Source organism: Sphingomonas lycopersici, from assembly GCF_026130605.1.
Classification (GTDB): domain Bacteria; phylum Pseudomonadota; class Alphaproteobacteria; order Sphingomonadales; family Sphingomonadaceae; genus Sphingomonas; species Sphingomonas lycopersici.
The window spans coordinates 1-16,637 of the sequence record NZ_JANFAU010000002.1 but is presented as its reverse complement, the minus strand read 5'-3'; the positions used below and the strand labels follow the sequence as shown (position 1 = coordinate 16,637).

At 67.2% G+C, this 16,637-nt stretch carries 19 protein-coding genes; 11 read left to right on the top strand and 8 right to left on the bottom strand.

Annotation, left to right across the window (positions count from 1 at the left end):
* Nucleotides 1–67: 67 nt before the first annotated feature.
* The 4 genes from yaaA (at nt 68) to NED98_RS03295 (ending at nt 4,480) form a co-directional block, all read left to right on the top strand.
* The gene (gene yaaA, locus NED98_RS03310; protein WP_265311950.1) at nt 68–814 is read left to right on the top strand and encodes a peroxide stress protein YaaA; all 747 of its coding nucleotides are present in this window, start codon (nt 68–70) and stop codon (nt 812–814) included.
* Nucleotides 815–947: 133 nt separating this feature from the next.
* Nucleotides 948–1,298: a hypothetical protein gene (locus NED98_RS03305; RefSeq protein WP_265311949.1), complete on the top strand. Its 351-nt coding sequence runs from the start codon at nt 948–950 to the stop codon at nt 1,296–1,298.
* A 111-nt stretch (nt 1,299–1,409) separates the two neighbouring features.
* Nucleotides 1,410–4,124, top strand: a complete 2,715-nt coding sequence (gene gyrA / locus NED98_RS03300) for a DNA gyrase subunit A (protein WP_265269158.1) — start codon at nt 1,410–1,412, stop codon at nt 4,122–4,124.
* Nucleotides 4,121–4,480: a DUF952 domain-containing protein gene (locus NED98_RS03295; RefSeq protein ID WP_179511430.1), complete on the top strand. Its 360-nt coding sequence runs from the start codon at nt 4,121–4,123 to the stop codon at nt 4,478–4,480. Before gyrA ends, NED98_RS03295 begins: the two co-directional genes overlap by 4 nt.
* Before the next feature lie 75 nt (nt 4,481–4,555).
* On the opposite strand, the gene NED98_RS03290 is transcribed toward NED98_RS03295, so the two are convergent.
* The 3 genes from NED98_RS03290 to NED98_RS03280 are packed head-to-tail and all read right to left on the bottom strand — an operon-like array spanning nt 4,556 to nt 6,632.
* Entirely contained in the window at nt 4,556–5,038 is a 483-nt protein-coding gene (locus NED98_RS03290) for a hypothetical protein (protein WP_265311948.1), read from the bottom strand.
* Complete coding sequence (locus tag NED98_RS03285) at nt 5,035–5,718, bottom strand: O-methyltransferase (protein ID WP_179511428.1); 684 nt, start codon at nt 5,716–5,718, stop codon at nt 5,035–5,037. The genes NED98_RS03290 and NED98_RS03285 overlap by 4 nt, the downstream gene beginning before the upstream one ends.
* Before the next feature lie 5 nt (nt 5,719–5,723).
* Nucleotides 5,724–6,632, bottom strand: coding sequence for a class I fructose-bisphosphate aldolase (locus tag NED98_RS03280; RefSeq protein WP_179511427.1), 909 nt, complete (start codon nt 6,630–6,632; stop codon nt 5,724–5,726).
* Between the two features lie 167 nt (nt 6,633–6,799).
* On the opposite strand from NED98_RS03280, the gene NED98_RS03275 reads away from it, so the two are divergent.
* Nucleotides 6,800–7,258, top strand: a complete 459-nt coding sequence (locus NED98_RS03275; RefSeq protein ID WP_265311947.1) for a TlpA family protein disulfide reductase — start codon at nt 6,800–6,802, stop codon at nt 7,256–7,258.
* Nucleotides 7,259–7,422: 164 nt separating this feature from the next.
* Here NED98_RS03275 and NED98_RS03270 read toward each other — a convergent pair whose 3' ends face one another.
* From NED98_RS03270 to gap, 3 genes are read right to left on the bottom strand one after another with little or no spacing between them, the layout of a single operon-like run.
* On the bottom strand, nt 7,423–8,613 hold the full coding sequence (locus NED98_RS03270) for a phosphoglycerate kinase (RefSeq protein WP_265311946.1): 1,191 nt from the start codon (nt 8,611–8,613) through the stop codon (nt 7,423–7,425).
* Nucleotides 8,538–9,071, bottom strand: coding sequence for an MOSC domain-containing protein (locus tag NED98_RS03265; protein ID WP_349293241.1), 534 nt, complete (start codon nt 9,069–9,071; stop codon nt 8,538–8,540). Before NED98_RS03265 ends, NED98_RS03270 begins: the two co-directional genes overlap by 76 nt.
* Nucleotides 9,072–9,099: 28 nt before the next feature.
* Nucleotides 9,100–10,104 carry a type I glyceraldehyde-3-phosphate dehydrogenase gene (gene gap, locus NED98_RS03260; RefSeq protein ID WP_218850056.1) on the bottom strand — a complete coding sequence of 335 codons (1,005 nt, stop codon included), beginning with the start codon at nt 10,102–10,104 and terminating at the stop codon, nt 9,100–9,102.
* Nucleotides 10,105–10,266: 162 nt separating this feature from the next.
* On the opposite strand from gap, the gene NED98_RS03255 reads away from it, so the two are divergent.
* The 6 genes from NED98_RS03255 to NED98_RS03230 all read left to right on the top strand — a co-directional run bounded on the left by NED98_RS03255 (nt 10,267) and on the right by NED98_RS03230 (nt 14,346).
* A complete protein-coding gene (locus tag NED98_RS03255; RefSeq protein WP_179511423.1) occupies nt 10,267–10,443 on the top strand; it encodes a hypothetical protein in 177 nt (58 codons plus the stop codon).
* On the top strand, nt 10,443–10,748 hold the full coding sequence (gene zapA / locus NED98_RS03250) for a cell division protein ZapA (protein WP_265311945.1): 306 nt from the start codon (nt 10,443–10,445) through the stop codon (nt 10,746–10,748). Before NED98_RS03255 ends, zapA begins: the two co-directional genes overlap by 1 nt.
* Before the next feature lie 299 nt (nt 10,749–11,047).
* Nucleotides 11,048–11,599, top strand: a complete 552-nt coding sequence (locus NED98_RS03245) for a 5-formyltetrahydrofolate cyclo-ligase (RefSeq protein ID WP_179511421.1) — start codon at nt 11,048–11,050, stop codon at nt 11,597–11,599.
* Nucleotides 11,596–11,802, top strand: a complete 207-nt coding sequence (locus NED98_RS03240) for a DUF2842 domain-containing protein (protein ID WP_179511420.1) — start codon at nt 11,596–11,598, stop codon at nt 11,800–11,802. Before NED98_RS03245 ends, NED98_RS03240 begins: the two co-directional genes overlap by 4 nt.
* 31 nt (nt 11,803–11,833) lie before the next feature.
* Nucleotides 11,834–12,937: a PA0069 family radical SAM protein gene (locus tag NED98_RS03235; RefSeq protein WP_265311944.1), complete on the top strand. Its 1,104-nt coding sequence runs from the start codon at nt 11,834–11,836 to the stop codon at nt 12,935–12,937.
* A gap of 179 nt (nt 12,938–13,116) precedes the next feature.
* Nucleotides 13,117–14,346 (top strand): M20 metallopeptidase family protein, encoded by a 1,230-nt coding sequence (locus tag NED98_RS03230; protein ID WP_265311943.1) that lies wholly within the window; start codon nt 13,117–13,119, stop codon nt 14,344–14,346.
* A 142-nt stretch (nt 14,347–14,488) separates the two neighbouring features.
* On the opposite strand, the gene NED98_RS03225 is transcribed toward NED98_RS03230, so the two are convergent.
* Nucleotides 14,489–15,334, bottom strand: coding sequence for an HpcH/HpaI aldolase/citrate lyase family protein (locus tag NED98_RS03225; RefSeq protein WP_265312296.1), 846 nt, complete (start codon nt 15,332–15,334; stop codon nt 14,489–14,491).
* The gene (locus NED98_RS03220; RefSeq protein ID WP_179511416.1) at nt 15,334–16,473 is read right to left on the bottom strand and encodes an aromatic ring-hydroxylating oxygenase subunit alpha; all 1,140 of its coding nucleotides are present in this window, start codon (nt 16,471–16,473) and stop codon (nt 15,334–15,336) included. Before NED98_RS03220 ends, NED98_RS03225 begins: the two co-directional genes overlap by 1 nt.
* Nucleotides 16,474–16,637 lie beyond the last annotated feature (164 nt).

Genomic DNA, 16,637 nt, shown 5'->3' with positions numbered 1-16,637 from the left:
AAGAAACCCGAGAGGCACTGAACATGGATTGAACGTGACGGGTTCCGTCGATAGGCGCAATCCCACGATGATCGCCGTTATCTCCCCCGCCAAGACGCTGGATTACGCCACCCCGCTGCCCGCGATGCCGACCACCGCGCCGCGCTTCGCCGACGAAGCGGCGACGCTCGCCACCGCGGCGGCGAAATTGTCGCGCAAGAAGCTCGGCGAGCTGATGCACATTTCCGACAAGCTGGCGCAGCTCAACGTCGAACGGTTCCGCGGATTCGATACCCTGCCCGAGCGGCCGGCGATCCGCGCCTTCGCCGGGGACGTCTATACCGGGCTGGAAGCCGCGACGCTCGACGAGGCGGCGATCGATTTCGCGCAGGATCATCTGCGGATGCTCTCCGGGCTTTACGGGCTGCTGCGCCCGCTCGACCGGATGCGCCCCTATCGGCTGGAGATGGGGACGCGCTGGGCGCCGCGCCGTAAGAAGCTGACCGACTGGTGGGGCCAGCGCATCGCCGATGCGCTCGCCGCCGATGTCGCCGCGGAAGGATCGGGAGCGGTGCTCAACCTCGCCAGCCAGGAATATTGGGCGGCGGTCGACGGGCGGCTGCCGCGCGGCGCCCGCATCGTCACGGTCGATTTCCGCGAGGCCGACGGGCGCTTCATCAGCTTCCACGCCAAGAAGGCGCGCGGGATGATGGCGCGCTGGCTGGTCGAGCATCGCATCACCGATGTGGAGGCGATGCGCGGGTTCGACAGCGACGGCTATGCGTTCGATGCCGCCGCGAGCGCGGGCGACAACTGGACCTTCCGCCGCCAGTAGAAGCTTAATCCAGCCCGAACGAAGCCCTTCAATTCCCTGAAGGATATTTAATCTCCGCGTCATTCGCCGGCGAGCAGTGCTTTGGCATTACACACCCCGACGCCGGGAAAGGCGTTCGCAATGGAGTGATGCCATGATCAAGTCCGCAATCCTCGCCGCCATTTCCGCCGCAGCACTTGCGTCGGGCGGCATGGCCTATGCGCAGACCCCGGCCGCCAAGGCGACCACCGCAGTGAAGACGACCGCGGCCAAGACCACGACCGCCGCGAAGACGACCGTGACCACCCCGGCCAAGGCCGCCGCGACGAAGACCACCACCACGGTCAAGACCGCGGCCGTGACGACCGCCGCCAAGCCGGCCGCCACCTGGCACAAGGCCGCCGCCCCGTCGGGCCGCATCGTCACCGCCACGACCAAGACCGGCAAGACCGTGCATTATGATTGCTCGAAGGCCGGCAACGCCAACAAGAAGGCGTGCAAATAAGCTGATATTCCACGCACCGCCCTCGCGCGCGCAGGCGCGCGGGGGTGGTCAGCGCTTCTACTCTCGGCTAGGGTTCGTCATCGAAACGACACAAGCCGAAAGCACTGATTCTTGACCGACGAGACCGTCCTCGCCGACCCTTCGGACATTGCCCCCATCTCCATCGTCGAGGAGATGAAGACCAGCTATCTCGATTACGCGATGAGCGTGATCGTCGCCCGTGCGTTGCCCGATGTGCGCGACGGGCTGAAGCCGGTGCATCGCCGCATCCTCTATTCCGCCAACGAGAGCGGATTCGTGTGGAACCGCCCGTATCGCAAATCGGCGCGCATCGTCGGTGACGTGATCGGTAAATATCACCCGCACGGCGATACCGCGATCTACGACGCCTTGGCGCGCATGACGCAGGACTGGTCGATGCGCGCGCCGCTGATCGACGGTCAGGGCAATTTCGGCTCGATGGACCCCGATCCGCCCGCCGCGATGCGCTACACCGAGGCGCGCCTCGCCAAGATCGCGGATTATCTGCTCGACGATCTCGACAAGGATACCGTCGACTTCCAGCCGAACTATGACGCATCGGAAAGCGAGCCGCAGGTCCTGCCCGCGCGCTTCCCCAATCTCCTCGTCAACGGCGCCGGCGGCATCGCGGTCGGCATGGCGACCAATATCCCGCCGCATAACCTCGGCGAGGTGATCGACGCCTGTTTCGCCTATCTCGACAATGGCGCGATCACCACCGAGGAACTGATGGAGATCGTGCCGGGGCCGGATTTCCCGACCGGCGCGATCATCCTCGGCCGTTCGGGCGCGCGCTCCGCTTACGCCACCGGGCGCGGGTCGATCATCGTGCGTTCGCGCCATGTGATCGAGGAAGGACGCGGCGATCGCCGCTCGATCGTCCTCACCGAAATCCCCTATCAGCAGGGCAAGAACGCGCTCGTCGAGAAGATCGCCGAGGCCGCCAAGGACAAGCGTATCGAGGGCGTCAGCGATATCCGCGACGAATCGAACCGTCTCGGCGTGCGCATCGTCATCGACCTCAAGCGCGACGCGACCCCCGAGGTGGTGCTCAACCAATTGTGGCGGCACACCCCGGCACAGGGCAGCTTCCCGGCCAATATCCTCGCGATCCGCGGCGGCCGGCCGGAGATGCTCGGGCTCAGAGACATCATCCAGGCGTTCATCCAGTTCCGCGAACAGGTGATCACTCGCCGCTCGAAGTTCGAGCTGACCAAGGCGCGCGATCGCGCGCATATCCTGCTCGGGCTGGTCATCGCGGTGACCAATCTCGACGAGGTGGTGCGGATCATCCGCGGGTCGGCGAGCCCGGCCGAGGCGCGTGCCACCCTGCTTGCACGCGAATGGCCGATCGCCGAGATCGCGCCCTATATCCGACTGGTCGAGGCGGTCGAGGCCGAAGTCGCCGGCGACAGCTATCGCCTGAGCGAGATCCAGGTCCGCGCGATCCTCGATCTGCGGCTGCATCGCCTCACCGCGCTGGGCCGCGACGAGATCGGCGCCGAGCTGGAACAGCTCGCGGCGTCGATCGCCGAACTGCTCGAAATCCTCGCCAACCGCGTCAAGCTCTACCAGGTGATGCGCGACGAGCTGGCCGAGGTGCGCGAGCTCTTCGCCACCCCGCGCCGCACCGAGATCGCCGCCGCCGCCGACGGGATCGAGGACGAGGATCTCATCGAGCGCGAGGAGATGGTCGTCACCGTGACGATGCAGGGGTATATCAAGCGCACCCCGCTCGAGGCATTCCGTGCGCAGGCGCGCGGCGGCAAGGGCCGCAGCGGGATGGCGACCAAGGACGAGGACGTGGTGACCGAGCTGTTCGTCACCTCGACCCACACCCCGGTCCTGTTCTTCTCGACGCTCGGCAAGGTCTATCGCCTCAAGGTGTGGAAGCTGCCCGAGGGCGGCCCCGCGACGCGCGGGCGGCCGATGATCAACCTCCTCCCGCTCGCCGAGGGGGAGACGATCTCCACCGTGCTGCCGCTGCCCGAGGACGAGGCCGAATGGGGCAAGCTCCACGTCATGTTCGCCACCGCCAAGGGCAATGTGCGGCGCAACAGCATGGATGCCTTCACCAACGTCCCCTCGAACGGCAAGATCGCGATGAAGTTCGAGGGCGAGGACGAGGACGACCGGCTGATCGGCGTCGCCTTGCTCGACGAGGAGGATGACGTGCTGCTGGCGACCCGCCAGGGCAAGGCGATCCGCTTCCCGGGCAGCGACGTGCGCGAATTCCAGAGCCGCGCGTCGACCGGCGTGCGCGGGATGCGGCTGGCGAAGGGCGACGAGGTGATCTCGCTCTCGATCCTCCACAAGATCGGCATCCGCGATTCGGACGAGCGCGAGGATTATCTGCGCCACGCACCGTGGAAGGGCGACGATCCCGAGCGCACCCCGCGCGTGATGGACGACGAGCGCTATGCCTATCTGTCGGAAAAGGAGCAGTTCATCTTGACGATCTGCGCCAACGGCTATGGCAAGCTCTCCTCAGCCTATGAATATCGCCGCACCGGGCGCGGCGGCCAGGGCATCACCAATATCGACAATATCGCGCGCAACGGGCCGGTCGTCGGCAGTTTCCCGGCGACCAAGGCGCAACAGCTGATGCTCGTCACCGATCAGGCCAAGATGATCCGCATCCCGCTCGCCGATCTGCGCGTCATCGGGCGCGGCTCGGCCGGCGTCCGGCTGTTCAACGTGGCGAACGACGAGCATGTCGTCTCCGCCGCGCGGATCGAGGAAAGCGAGGAAGACGCCGAAGCGGTGGTCGACGTCGACCTCGAAACCCCGGAAGCCGAGGCATGAGCGACCGGCCGACCGTCGCGTACAAGGTGCTGACCGCCGATCAGATGGCGGCACTGGAGCGCGACGGCGGCTTCGCCGGGGCGCCGGTGGATCTGGCCGACGGCTATATCCACCTCTCCACCGCGGCGCAGCTCACCGAGACGGTCGACAAGCATTTCGCCGGGCAAAGCGACCTGCATGTCGCGGCGGTCGACCTCACCTCGTTCGACGACATCTCGCTGCGCTGGGAAGCCTCGCGCGGCGGGCAATTGTTTCCGCATCTCTACGATGGGCCGCTGCTCTTGGAGACGGTGATCGCTTATGGCCCGCTGGAGCGTGACGCCGACGGGCGGGTGAGGCTGCCGGTGGCGGGGTAATCTGCCAGTTCGTCATTCCCGCGAAGGCGGGAATCCATTCATCCTGACCTCGCGGTAGAATCGCGACCGCCGTGCTTATGGATTCCCGCCTTCGCGGGAATGACGGGAAATCGCCGTCTCGAGCGCCACGATAAACCCCTGCGGATCGTCCAACCGATGCGCGATCCGACGCGCCGCACGCCGCCCGCGCAAAGGCGCGCGCAATTCGACCAGCACATTGGGATGCGCGATCAGCGCGAGGTTGAGCGCGCTGCGGTCTCGCTCGTTGCCCGCTGCCGTCACCGCCGCGATCATATCGAGCGGCACGCGCACCTGTTTGAACCCGCCGGTCCGCATCAACAGCGCATCCGGCGCGATCTCCACCGGCGGCCGGCGCATCAGGGCAATCGCCCAGATCAGCCACACCAGCCCGGCAAGGCTGACCAGCGACAACACCAGCGCCACCCGCGGATGCCAGAACGACACCAGCAGATGCACGACCACCAGTTCGATCGACGCCAGCCCGGCAAACACCCATAACATCGGCGCGATCGCGCGATGATAGGCGAAGGCGGTCACGCCCCGTCCACGTCCACCACGGCCAGCAGGAACCCGTCCCACTTCTTCACCCCGACCGTCTGGATCGCAGTGGCGGTGAGGCGCGGTTCGCTCGACACATAATCGAACAGCGCCCGCGTCCCGCGAATCCGCGGATCCTCGCTCGCCGTATCGACCACCCCGCCCTCGCGGATCACATTGTCGACGACGATCACCGTCCCCGGCCGCGACAGCCGGATTGCCTCGCGCACATAGGCGGCGTTGTTTTCCTTGTCAGCGTCGATGAAGATCAGATCGAACGGCCCGTCGAGCCGCGCCAGCGTATCGAGCGCCGCGCCGGTGAGCACCTCCGCGCGCCCCCCCATCCCCGCCGCGGCGAGGTTCGCGCGCGCCACATCGGCGTGATGCGGGTCGATCTCCAGCGTCGTCACCCGCCCGCCGTCGCCGACCGCACGCGCGAGCCAGATCGTCGAATAGCCGCCGAGCGTCCCCACTTCGAGCACGCGCCGCGCGCCGGCGGCCAATGCCAGCAGATGGAGCAATTTCCCTTGCGCCGGGGAAACGTCGATATCGGGCAACCCGCCCGCCGCATTGGCGGCGAGCGCGGCGCTCAGCGCGTCATCCGCGCCGAGCAATTTGTCGCCGATATAGTGATCGACCGCGGCCCAACCCGCGTCCTGGGGCTGGGTGCGGTCGACCATCTTGCTTATTCCTCGCCCTTGTAGATGCGGACGAGCTTGTCGAGCATCGCCAGCGCCTCGCCGCGCTCGCGCTGGAAGGTGTTGCGGCCGATGATCGAGCCGTTGCCGCCGCCGTCGCGGATGTCGCGCGCGTCCTGATAGACCGCATCGGCGCCCTTCGCCGCGCCGCCCGAGAAGACCACGATGCGCCGCCCGGCGAAGCTGCACTGGACGACATGCGCGACGCGCTTGGCCTGGGTCGACCAGTCGCCACCCTCATAGGCCTTCTTCGCATCGGCCTGTTCGATATGGTCGGTCGGCAGCTTGACCTTGATGATATGCGCGCCGAGCAGCGCGGCCATATGTGCGGCATAAGCGCCGACATCGAGCGCCAGCTCGCCCGCCTTGGAGAGGTTGCCGCCGCGCGGATAGGACCAGATCACCGTTGCGAGGCCGGCGGCCTTCGCCTCGGCGGAAAGCTCGCGGATCTCTTCCATCTGCTCGAAGATCTGATCCGAGCCTGGATAGATGGTGAAGCCGATCGCGGCGCAGCCGAGCCGCAGCGCATCGTCGACCCCCGCGGTCACCGCCTGATCGACCGTGGTCGCCCAGCTGTTCGAGCTGTTGACCTTGAGGATCGTCGGGACCTGCCCGGCAAAGGTGTCGGCGCCCGCCTCGAGCATCCCGAGCGGCGCGGCATAGGCCGACAGCCCGGCGTCGATCGCGAGCTGATAGTGATAATGCGGGTCATAGGCCGGCGGATTGATCGCGAAGCTGCGCGCCGGGCCATGCTCGAACCCCTGATCGACCGGCAGGATGATCAGCTTGCCGGTGCCGCCCAGCCGCCCGTGCATCAGGATGCGGGCGAGATTCGCCTTGGTGGCGGGCGAATCCGATTCGTATTTGTCGAGAATGGCCTTGACCGTCGGCGTCATCTTTTTCCCTTTGCCTGACCTCAGTTTTATCCCCGGCCTGTTAGCGAGGGGGGGCGTCTCGCGCCAGAGGGATTGACGCGCCCCGTCGCCCCGTCATTGTCTCCTGTCGAAACAGGGGGACGATGAGGGTGCGCATACGCGATATCATACTGGCGCTGGGTGCCGTCATGCTGACTGCGCCGGCCGCCGCGGAACGCGCGCCAAAGGTCGGCCAGCCCGCCCCCGATTTCGAACTGACGATGATCGACGGCAGCAAGGTGCGGCTCGCCGATCTCAAGGGGCAGGTGGTGGTGCTCAACTTCTGGGCGACCTGGTGCGTGCCGTGCCGCGCCGAACTCCCCACGCTCGACAGCTATTATCGGATACAGCAGCCGGCCGGGCTGCGCGTGTTCGCGGTAACCACCGAGGATTCGGTGCCCACCTACCAGCTCAAGCCGCTGTTCAAGAAAATGGCAATCCCGCCGGTGCGCCACATCAAGGGGCCGTTCGCGGTGATGGGCGGGGTGCCGACCAATTACGTGATCGATCGCGCGGGGGTGGTGCGCTACGCCAAGGCCGGGGCGTTCGACCTCGACGATCTCAACAGGATCCTCGTCCCGCTGCTCAACGAGCGGTCGGCGGGTTAGCCTCCCCCACCACCGTTCGCCCTGAGCTTGTGAGGGCGCCCATGAAAGTAATACTTTCATGGGACCCGCCGGAGGGCTGTACTTCTTCTTTGCGAAGAAAAGTGCAGGGCTTCGACAGGCTCAGCCCGAACGGGGAGAGGCAATCTCGCTACTACGCGGCGACCTTACTGCGTCAGCGCCTTCACGCCGGGCAGTTCCTTGCCTTCCATCCATTCGAGGAAGGCCCCGCCTGCGGTCGAGACGAAGGTGAAGCTGTCCGCCACCCCGGCATGATTGAGCGCCGCCACCGTGTCACCGCCGCCGGCCACCGACACGAGGCTGCCGTCCTGGGTCAGCGCCGCCGCGGTGCGGGCAAGCGCGACGGTCGCGGCGTCGAATGGCGGAGTCTCGAACGCGCCGAGCGGGCCGTTCCACACCAAAGTGCGGCAGGTCTTGAGCACATCGGCCAGCGCCTCGACCGCGGCCGGGCCGACGTCGAGGATCATCTCGTCCGCCGCGACCTGATGCACGTTGATCGTGCGCGTCGGCGGGTTGGCGCGGAATTCCTTCGCCACCACCACGTCATAGGGCAGATGGACGGTGCAGCCGGCGCGGTCCGCCGCTTCGAGGATCTCTTCAGCCGTGCCGGTAAGATCATGTTCGCACAGGCTTTTGCCGACGTTGACGCCACGCGCCGCGAGGAAGGTATTGGCCATCCCGCCGCCGATGATCAGATGATCGACCTTCGCCACCAGATGCTTGAGCACATCGAGCTTGGTCGAAACCTTGGCGCCGCCGACCACCGCCGCGACCGGGTGCTCGGGGTTGCCGAGCGCCTTTTCCAGCGCGTCGAGTTCGGCTTCCATCGCGCGGCCGGCGAACGCCGGAAGGCGCCGCGCCAGTCCCTCGGTCGAGGCATGCGCGCGATGCGCCGCGGAGAAAGCGTCGTTGACGTAGAGATCGCCAAATTGCGCAAACCGCTCAATGACTTTCTCGTCATTCTTCTCTTCGCCCGAGAAGAAGCGCGTATTCTCCAGCACCGCGATGTCGCCCGCGACGAGCTCCGCCGCCGCCGCATCGGCGCCTTCCCAGTCGATGAATTTCACCGGGCGCCCGAGCACATCGGCATAGGCTTCGGCGATCGGCGCCAGCGAATTCTCAACGCTCGGCTGCCCCTTGGGCCGCCCGAAATGCGCGAGGACGAGAACGATCGCACCCTTGTCGGCCAGTTCGGCGACGGTGGGAACAGTGGCGCGCAGCCGCGTGTCGTCGGTCACCCGGCCGTCGGCGACGGGAACGTTCAGATCCTCGCGGACGAGGACGCGCTTGCCGCGGACGTCACCGATATCGTCGAGCGTTCGGAAGGGTTTGGACATGATTGTTCGATCCTGATCTCATCCCCGACGGCGATCTCGCCGCCGGCGATCACCTGGGTACATACGCCGCCGCGCCAATCGGGGGTCAGCGCATCCTTGAGCCCCGGCGCCACCGCCTCCATGCGGCTGCACGGGTCGCATTCGACGGTCACTTCGAGCACGACATCGCCGATAACGATCCGCGCGCCGGGAATTTGCGGCAGATCGACGCCCTCGACCAGCAGGTTCGCGCGACGCTCGGCCCAGCGCACATCCGCGCCCAGCGCGGCCATTGCGCGATCCCAGTCGGCGCGCTCGATCAGCGTCACCTGCCTCTTATGCGGGCGCCCCTTGACGCCGCCGCGATAGTCGCCAGCGATGCCGCCTTCCAGCGTCACCGTCGCGCGGGCGATCGTCTCCATCGGCGCCTTGGGAAAGGCGTGACGCGCGATTCCGGCGAGGCGGCCGACGTCCGTCATTGCCTCCACCGATATCGCGCGTTGCCCATTACCCCAGCCGCGCCATCGCGGTCGCGGTGTCGACCATGCGGTTGGAGAAGCCCCATTCATTGTCGTACCAGCTGACGACGCGCACCAGCTTGCCGTCGATCACCGCGGTCTCCAGGCTGTCGACGGTCGACGAGGCCGGGGTGTGCATCAGATCGATCGAGACGAGCGGCTCGTCCGTGAAATCGAGGATGCCCTTGAGGCGGCCGGTTTCCGACGCGGCCTTGAGGATCTGGTTGACCTCTTCCTTGGTCGTGTCGCGCTTCGGGGTGAAAGTCAGGTCGACGAGGCTGACGTCCGGGGTCGGCACGCGGATCGCCGAGCCGTCGAGCTTGCCCTTGAGTTCCGGGAGCACCTCGCCCACCGCGCGCGCCGCGCCGGTGGTGGTCGGGATCATCGACATCGCCGCAGCACGCGCGCGCCGCAGGTCCGGGTGGATCTGGTCGAGGATCTTCTGGTCGTTGGTATAAGCGTGGACGGTGGTCATCAGCCCGCGCTCGATGCCGATCGCGTCGTTGAGTACCTTCGCCACCGGGGCGAGGCAGTTGGTGGTGCACGATGCGTTCGACACGATCGTGTGGCTGGGCTCGAGCTTGTCGTCGTTGACGCCGTACACGACGGTGAGATCGACATTCTTGCCCGGGGCGGAGATCAGCACCTTCTTGGCGCCAGCATCGATATGCTTCTGGCAGGACGCGCGGTCAGTGAAGAAGCCGGTGCATTCGAGCACCAGTTCGACCCCCAGTTCCTTGTGCGGCAGGTTGGCGGGATCGCGCTCGGCGGTGACGCGGATGCGCTTGCCGTCGACCACCAGATCCTGGCCCTCGGCGGTGACGGTGCCCGGCCAGCGGCCGTGGACGCTATCCCGCGAGAAGAGCCAGGCGTTCGACTTGGCATCGGCCAGATCGTTGATCGCGACCAGCTCGAGCTCGCCGCCGCGCTCCAGGATCGCGCGTGCCACCAGGCGGCCGATGCGCCCGAAACCGTTGATCGCAACCTTCGTCATAATAGCCTCATAACCTCCCGATACCGGTGGACCGCTCGCGGCGGGCAAAACCCTAAGGAACTCGCGCGTGCCTTTGCGCGAGGGACACGGCTTGCGTCAACCGTGCGACGGGCCGCGTGCGGCGGGCTTGTCCCGAAACCGGCTGGTTCCTATCGTGGCGCGATGACAGACCCCTCGCTGTTGCACCGGATCGAGGCGGCGGTCGCGCGGATCGAAGCCGCCGCCGCAGCCCAGCGCAAGGAGAGCGATTCGCTCGCGCGTCGCCACGCCACGTTGCGCGAAACGATGACGCGCGCCGTGGCCGCGCTCGACGAGATCATCGCAAAGGAAAATGGCTGATGGCGACGGTGACGCTGGAGATCGGCGACCACCGCTGGCCGGTCGCGTGCCGCGACGGCGAGGAAGCGCGACTCGAACTGCTGGGATCGATGATCGCCGAGCGCTGGCCCGATGCGGCGCGCGTCGCGGGCAATTCGGGGACGCTGCAGGCGCTGCTGCTTGCGGCGCTGATGCTGGCGGACGATCTGGCCGACGCGCAATCGGGCGGCGCGCGCACCCCGGAAGAGGCCGATGCGCTGGCCGCGGTCGCCGAGAAGCTCGAAGCGCTCGCGACACGCCTTGAGAAACGGCCCGCGAACCCCTAGATCGGTCGACGGCGGGCACTGCCCGGTACGAGCCAAGACTTATCCCTGAGGCTATTCATCATCCATGGGGGCTGTCCCTGCGCAGATCCTGGTCTGACGTACATGGTCCCCACCTGACGTACTGGGCGTCAGTGGATATTCCGGCAAACGGCCATGGCGGTCCCGCCACCGTCCTTTGATCCCGCTTGAGGCGGGGCGAGCAAAATATCATTCTCCACCCCGGCGAAGGCCGGGGTCCAGCTTCGAGCCGGTCGCAACTGGACCCCGGCCTTCGCCGGGGTGGAACGACAGGGGCTGGCATGATCGATCTGACCGACAAGAGTGCGATCCGCGCCGCCACCCGTGCCGCGCGCGCGCGCTTCGTCGCGGCGCACGGGCGGGTCGTGCCCTGCCCCGCCCCGTTTCGCACCCTCCTCTCGCACGGGCTGACGGTGGCAAGCTACGTCCCCGTCGGCAGCGAGGCCGATCCGATGGCACTCGCGCGTGTCGCGGTCGAAGCCGGGTGCGCGATCGCGCTGCCGCATGTCGTCGATCGCGCCACCCCGATCCGTTTCCTCGCCTGGGATACCGAGGCGGCGCTGGCCGCCGGGCCGTTCGGCCTCTCGCAGCCGCACGACCATGCCGCCGAGCTCGAGCCCGATATCATCCTCACCCCGCTCGTCGCCTTCACCCGCGCGCTCGACCGGCTCGGGCAAGGCGCCGGGCATTACGACCGCGCCTTCGCGCGTTTTCCCGATGCGAAGCGGATCGGGGTTGCGCTTTCCGCGCAGGAAGTGAAGGCGCTGCCGGTCGATCCGTGGGACATGCCGCTCCACGCGATCGCCACCGAAAGGGAATGGATCACCGCATGACGCCAAGCTGGCGCAAACCTGCCGGGATGTTGATCATCCTCGCGCTCATCGCGATCTGGTGCGTCGCCGTCGTCAGCCTGTCGGGCATTGTCGGCGCGTGGCATTGGGCGCTGCAACTGCCGTTTTACATCGTCACCGGGATCATCTGGATCACGCCCTTGAAGCCGCTGCTACGCTGGATGGAGACCGGCCGCTGGCGTTGATGTTCTTACTTTGTTCTGATATTGTCGGGCAATGGATCATGCCCGCCCCCACCATGATCGCTCCAAGGCCCGCGCCGTGCGCGGCGCGACGCGCAACGATTCGAGCCGCCGCTTCAACCTGCCGCAGACCGAGGCGGACGGCGACTGGCTCGACGATCGCGACCTGATCGACGGCGAGCCAGCGCCGCTGCGCACTACGGTCACGATCGAGCGCCCCAAGACGATCATCAGCCGCAACAAATCGCCCGACGTGCCGTTCGATCGCTCGATCAACCCCTATCGCGGGTGCGAGCACGGCTGCATCTATTGCTTCGCGCGACCGACTCACGCCTTCCACGATCTCTCCCCCGGGCTCGATTTCGAGACCAAGCTGTTCGCCAAGCCCGATGCGGCCGAGCTGCTGCGCGCCGAACTCGCCAAGCCGGGCTACGTCTGCCAGCCGATGGCGATGGGGACCAATACCGATCCCTATCAGCCGATCGAGCGCGAATGGCGCGTCACCCGCGGGGTGATCGAGGTGCTCGCCGAATGCGATCACCCGTTGTTCATCACCACCAAATCGGATCGCGTGCTGCGCGATCTCGATCTGCTCGAGCCGATGGCGAAGAAGGGGCTGGCGGCGGTGGCGGTATCGGTCACCTCGCTGGTGCCGAAGATCGCGATGACGATCGAGCCGCGCGCGCCGCATCCCGAACGGCGGCTGACCGCGGTGCGCCGGCTCGCCGACGCCGGCGTCCCGGTTTACGTCAATATGGCGCCGGTGATCCCCGCGATCACCGACAGCGAGGTCGAGGCGATCGTCGAGCGCGCCGCAGAGGCGGGCGCACGCGGCGTCTCGTTCATCCCGGTGCGATTGCCCTATGAAGTGGCGCCCTTGTTCCGCGCGTGGCTCGACGAGCATTTCCCCGATCGCGCGGGCAAGGTGATGTCGATCATCAACTCGCTGCGCGGCGGCAAGGACAATGATCCCAATTTCTTCGCCCGGATGCGCGGACAAGGCGCCTGGGCCGAGCTGCTGCGCGCGCGCTTCCTCATCGCGCGGCGCCGCTTCGGGATCGATCGCAACGGCGAGAAGATGCAGCTCCGCACCGATCTGTTCCACCCGCCGCGCGGGGCCCAGGGGGAATTGTTCTGATCCCCCCCGTCATCCCCGCGGAGGTGGGGATCCATTCTGGCTGGCCTCTCGATTCTTTCCCCGACCTGCGCGAATGGATTCCCGCCTTCGCGGGAATGGCGTTGGTGGGCAATTGGCGCCGGGGCTGGACCCTTCACCGCTCAGGCGCGTAGGATCGGGGGCAAAGGAGAGCCTCCCCCATGACCACCACGATCGACCGCCAGACCGACTGGAGCGCGATCGGCGCCGCCGAGCTTGCCGATGTGATCGCGCTGCGCCGCGCGATCCACGCCGAGCCCGAGATCGGCAACCATTGCCCGCGCACCACCGCCAAGCTCAAGGCCGCGCTGGAGGGACTGCCGCTCGAAATCCACGACAGCACCTCGACCACCGGCTTCGTCGCGATCCTGCGCGGCGGGCAGGCCGGCACCGGCAGCAATACCCGCACCGTGCTGCTGCGCGGCGATATGGACGCGCTGCCGATGACCGAGGAAACCGGGCTCGATTTCGCCTCGACCATCCCCGGCGCGATGCATGCCTGCGGGCATGACGCGCATAGCGCGATGCTCGCCGGCGCGGCCAAGGCGTTGTGCGCGCGCAAGGACGAACTCGCGGGCACGATCGTGTTCATGTTCCAGCCCGGCGAGGAAGGGCATCACGGCGCGCGCTTCATGATCGAGGACGGGCTGCTCGATATCGCCAAGCCCGATGCCGCCTTCGCGCTGCATATCTCGCCCAACGCCCCGGCGGGCGTGTTCATCGGGCGCGAGGGGCCGCTGCTCGCCTCGACCGACACGTTCAACGTGAAGATCCGCGGCAAAGGCGGTCACGCCGCGATGCCGCACGACGCGATCGATCCGATCCCGGTCGGGTGCGAGGTGGTCGTCGCGCTGCAGACCTTCATCGCGCGCCGCATCCCGGTATCCGACCCGGCGGTGCTGACCGTCACCCAGATCCACGCCGGGGCGTCGTATAACGTCATCCCAGACGAGGTGGAGTTGAAGGGCACGCTACGTACGCTCTCCGAAACGACGCGCGAGAAGGGCCGCGAGGCGATCCGTCATGTCGTCGCGCAGATCGCCGCCGCGCACGGTTGCACCGCCCAGGTCGAGATCAAGCCGGGCTATCCGGTGACGATGTGCGATCCGCGCGCGACCGGGATCATGCGCGCGCTGGCGACCGAGATTTCGGGCGAAGGCGGCTGGTCGACGATGCCCGCGCCGATGATGGGCGGGGAGGATTTCTCCTATGTGCTGCGCGAGGTGCCCGGCGCGATGGCGTTCATCGGGGTCGCCAGCGAGGGCACCGACCCGCGTACCAATCCCCCGCTGCACAATGTGAAGATGACGATCGACGAAGCGACGATGGCCAAGGGCGTCGCGATGCACGTCGCGGCGGCGGAGCATTTCCTGGCGAACGGGTTCGACTGAGCCCGCGTTTCCAGCCCTGCTCCGTCATTCCCGCGAAGGCGGGAATCCATAAACGCTGAGCGTTCGATGCTATCGCGGAGGCCGACCGGAATGGATTCCCGCCTTCGCGGGAATGACGAGGAAAGCTTTGGCGGCGCGCGCCCTACCCCGCCACTGCCGCCGCGATCGCCAGTGTGCGCCGCGCCTCGTCGCGGTGGAGCAGTTCGACCATCTTCCCCGCGACGCGGATCGCGCCGCGCCCGGCATTGGCCGGATCGTCGAACGCCTCCACGACCGTATGGGCCCAGGCGATTTCCTCCTCGCTCGGGCTGAACACCGCATTGGCCGGCGCGATCTGCGCCGGGTGGATCAGCGTCTTGCCGTCGAACCCCCAGGCCAGCCCCTGCCGGCATTCCGCCTCGACGCGTGCGAGGTCGTCGATCGTGTTGCACACGCCGTCGAGCGCCGCGAGCCCCGCCATCCGCGCGCACAGTACCAGTTGCGAGATCGCCGGCAGCAACGGCGCGCGATCCACGCCGGGGCGGCAGCGCATTTCCTTGGCGAGATCATTGGGGCCGAGCACCAACACCGCCAGCCCGGTCGCCGCCGCCGCACCGACGATCGCCGGCAGATCGACGATTCCCCGACACGTCTCGATCATCGCCCATAAGGCCGGCCCGTTGCCGAGCGCAGCGCGCGCCTCCCGCAACGTCTCGGGCGAGGAGACCTTGGGCAGCAACACCGCATCGGGCCGCACCTTGGCGATCGCGGCAAGATCCGCCGCCCCCCATTCGCTGTCGAGGCCGTTGGCGCGCACCACCAGCTCGCGCCGTCCGAACCCGCCTTCACGCACCGCCGCCACCGCCTGCTCGCGCGCCAGTTCCTTCTGGTCGGGCGATACCGCATCCTCGAGATCGAGGATCACCACGTCGCAATCGAGCCCGCGCGCCTTCTCGATCGCGCGCACATTCGACGCGGGCATATAAAGCGCGCTGCGCCGGGGCCTGATCACAGCCGCGCCTCCACCTGATCGTGGAAGGTGCGGATGCCGCCTTCCATCGCGCCGATCGTCAGCCGCTCGATCGCGCCCGAGGCCAGCCCCTCCTGCCCCAGCGCAGCGGCACGGAAATCTTCCCCGCCGAACACCCCGGCGTCGAGCAACTCCCAGCTCTTTTCCCAATGTTTCAGCGCCTTTTCGGTCGCGGGCGGTTCGGGGATCAGCATGAAATCCTCCACCAGCACGCGATCGTGGGCCTGCGGCATCAGCACCATCAGATTCACATAATCGGGGCTGACGATCAGCACCGTTCCGGGAAACATCTGATAGGTAAAGGTGATCGCCGAGCGCAGCGTGGGCCAGTCGCCCGCGCGCACCGCCGCCGCCTCGACCTCGCGCCCGACAGCCGAGCGCAGATGCGACCCGATCGTATCGGCGGTCGACACCCCGTCCTTGAAGAAGGGCCCGATCGTGTTCGCGTGGAGACGGAGCACATGATAGCTTTCGAGGAACGCATCCATGATCAGCTTCCAATTGGCCGCCACGTCATGCGTCCGCCGCCGGAACAGATGCAGCCCGGCGAGCCCGAAGGCGTCGAAATCATGCCCGAGCGCGTCGGCCTCGGCGAAATCCGCCGCCTCGTCGAAGCTGAACCAGATCAGCCCGCCCGCCTCGCGCGTGGGCAATCGCTTGAGCCCGTAATCGGCCTTGTCGAGGCCCGGAAAGGCATCGGTGCGCGGCAACCCGACGAGCGTGCCGTCGAGCGCATAGCTCCACGCATGATAGGGGCAGACCAGCCGCCCGCCGCACACGATCTCGCCACCCTCGACCAGCCGCGTCCCGCGATGCCGGCAGACGTTGAGGAAGACATGCGCCTCCCCCGCCTTGTCGCGGGTGACGAGCAGCGGCTTGCCGAACCCGTCATGCGCCACCGCCATATTGGGCTCGGGCAGCAGCGCAGAGGGCGCGATCACCAGCGGCGCATGCGCGAAGATGCGCTGCTGCTCGGCGGTGTGCCGCGCCGGATCGGTATAAGCGGCGGCGTCGACATAGGTGATGCGCGCCGCCCGCTCGGTGCCGCCGTCGGCCAGCGCCGCCGCCAGCGCGAGCTGCCCGGCGGTTGGCTGGAGGCGGCCGGTGGGTGCGTTCATGGCTGTCCTCTCACATTTTTCCCGCTAGGGTCCAAACCCGCTCAGGACAACGCCGTGACGGAGCGGATTTTGGCGCCAGGCTAGGAGCAAGGAGGGAGCGATGCCCATGCATCGTAACCGACGCGCGACGACGCCTGGCGCCAAAATCCGCCCGCCCCGAAGGG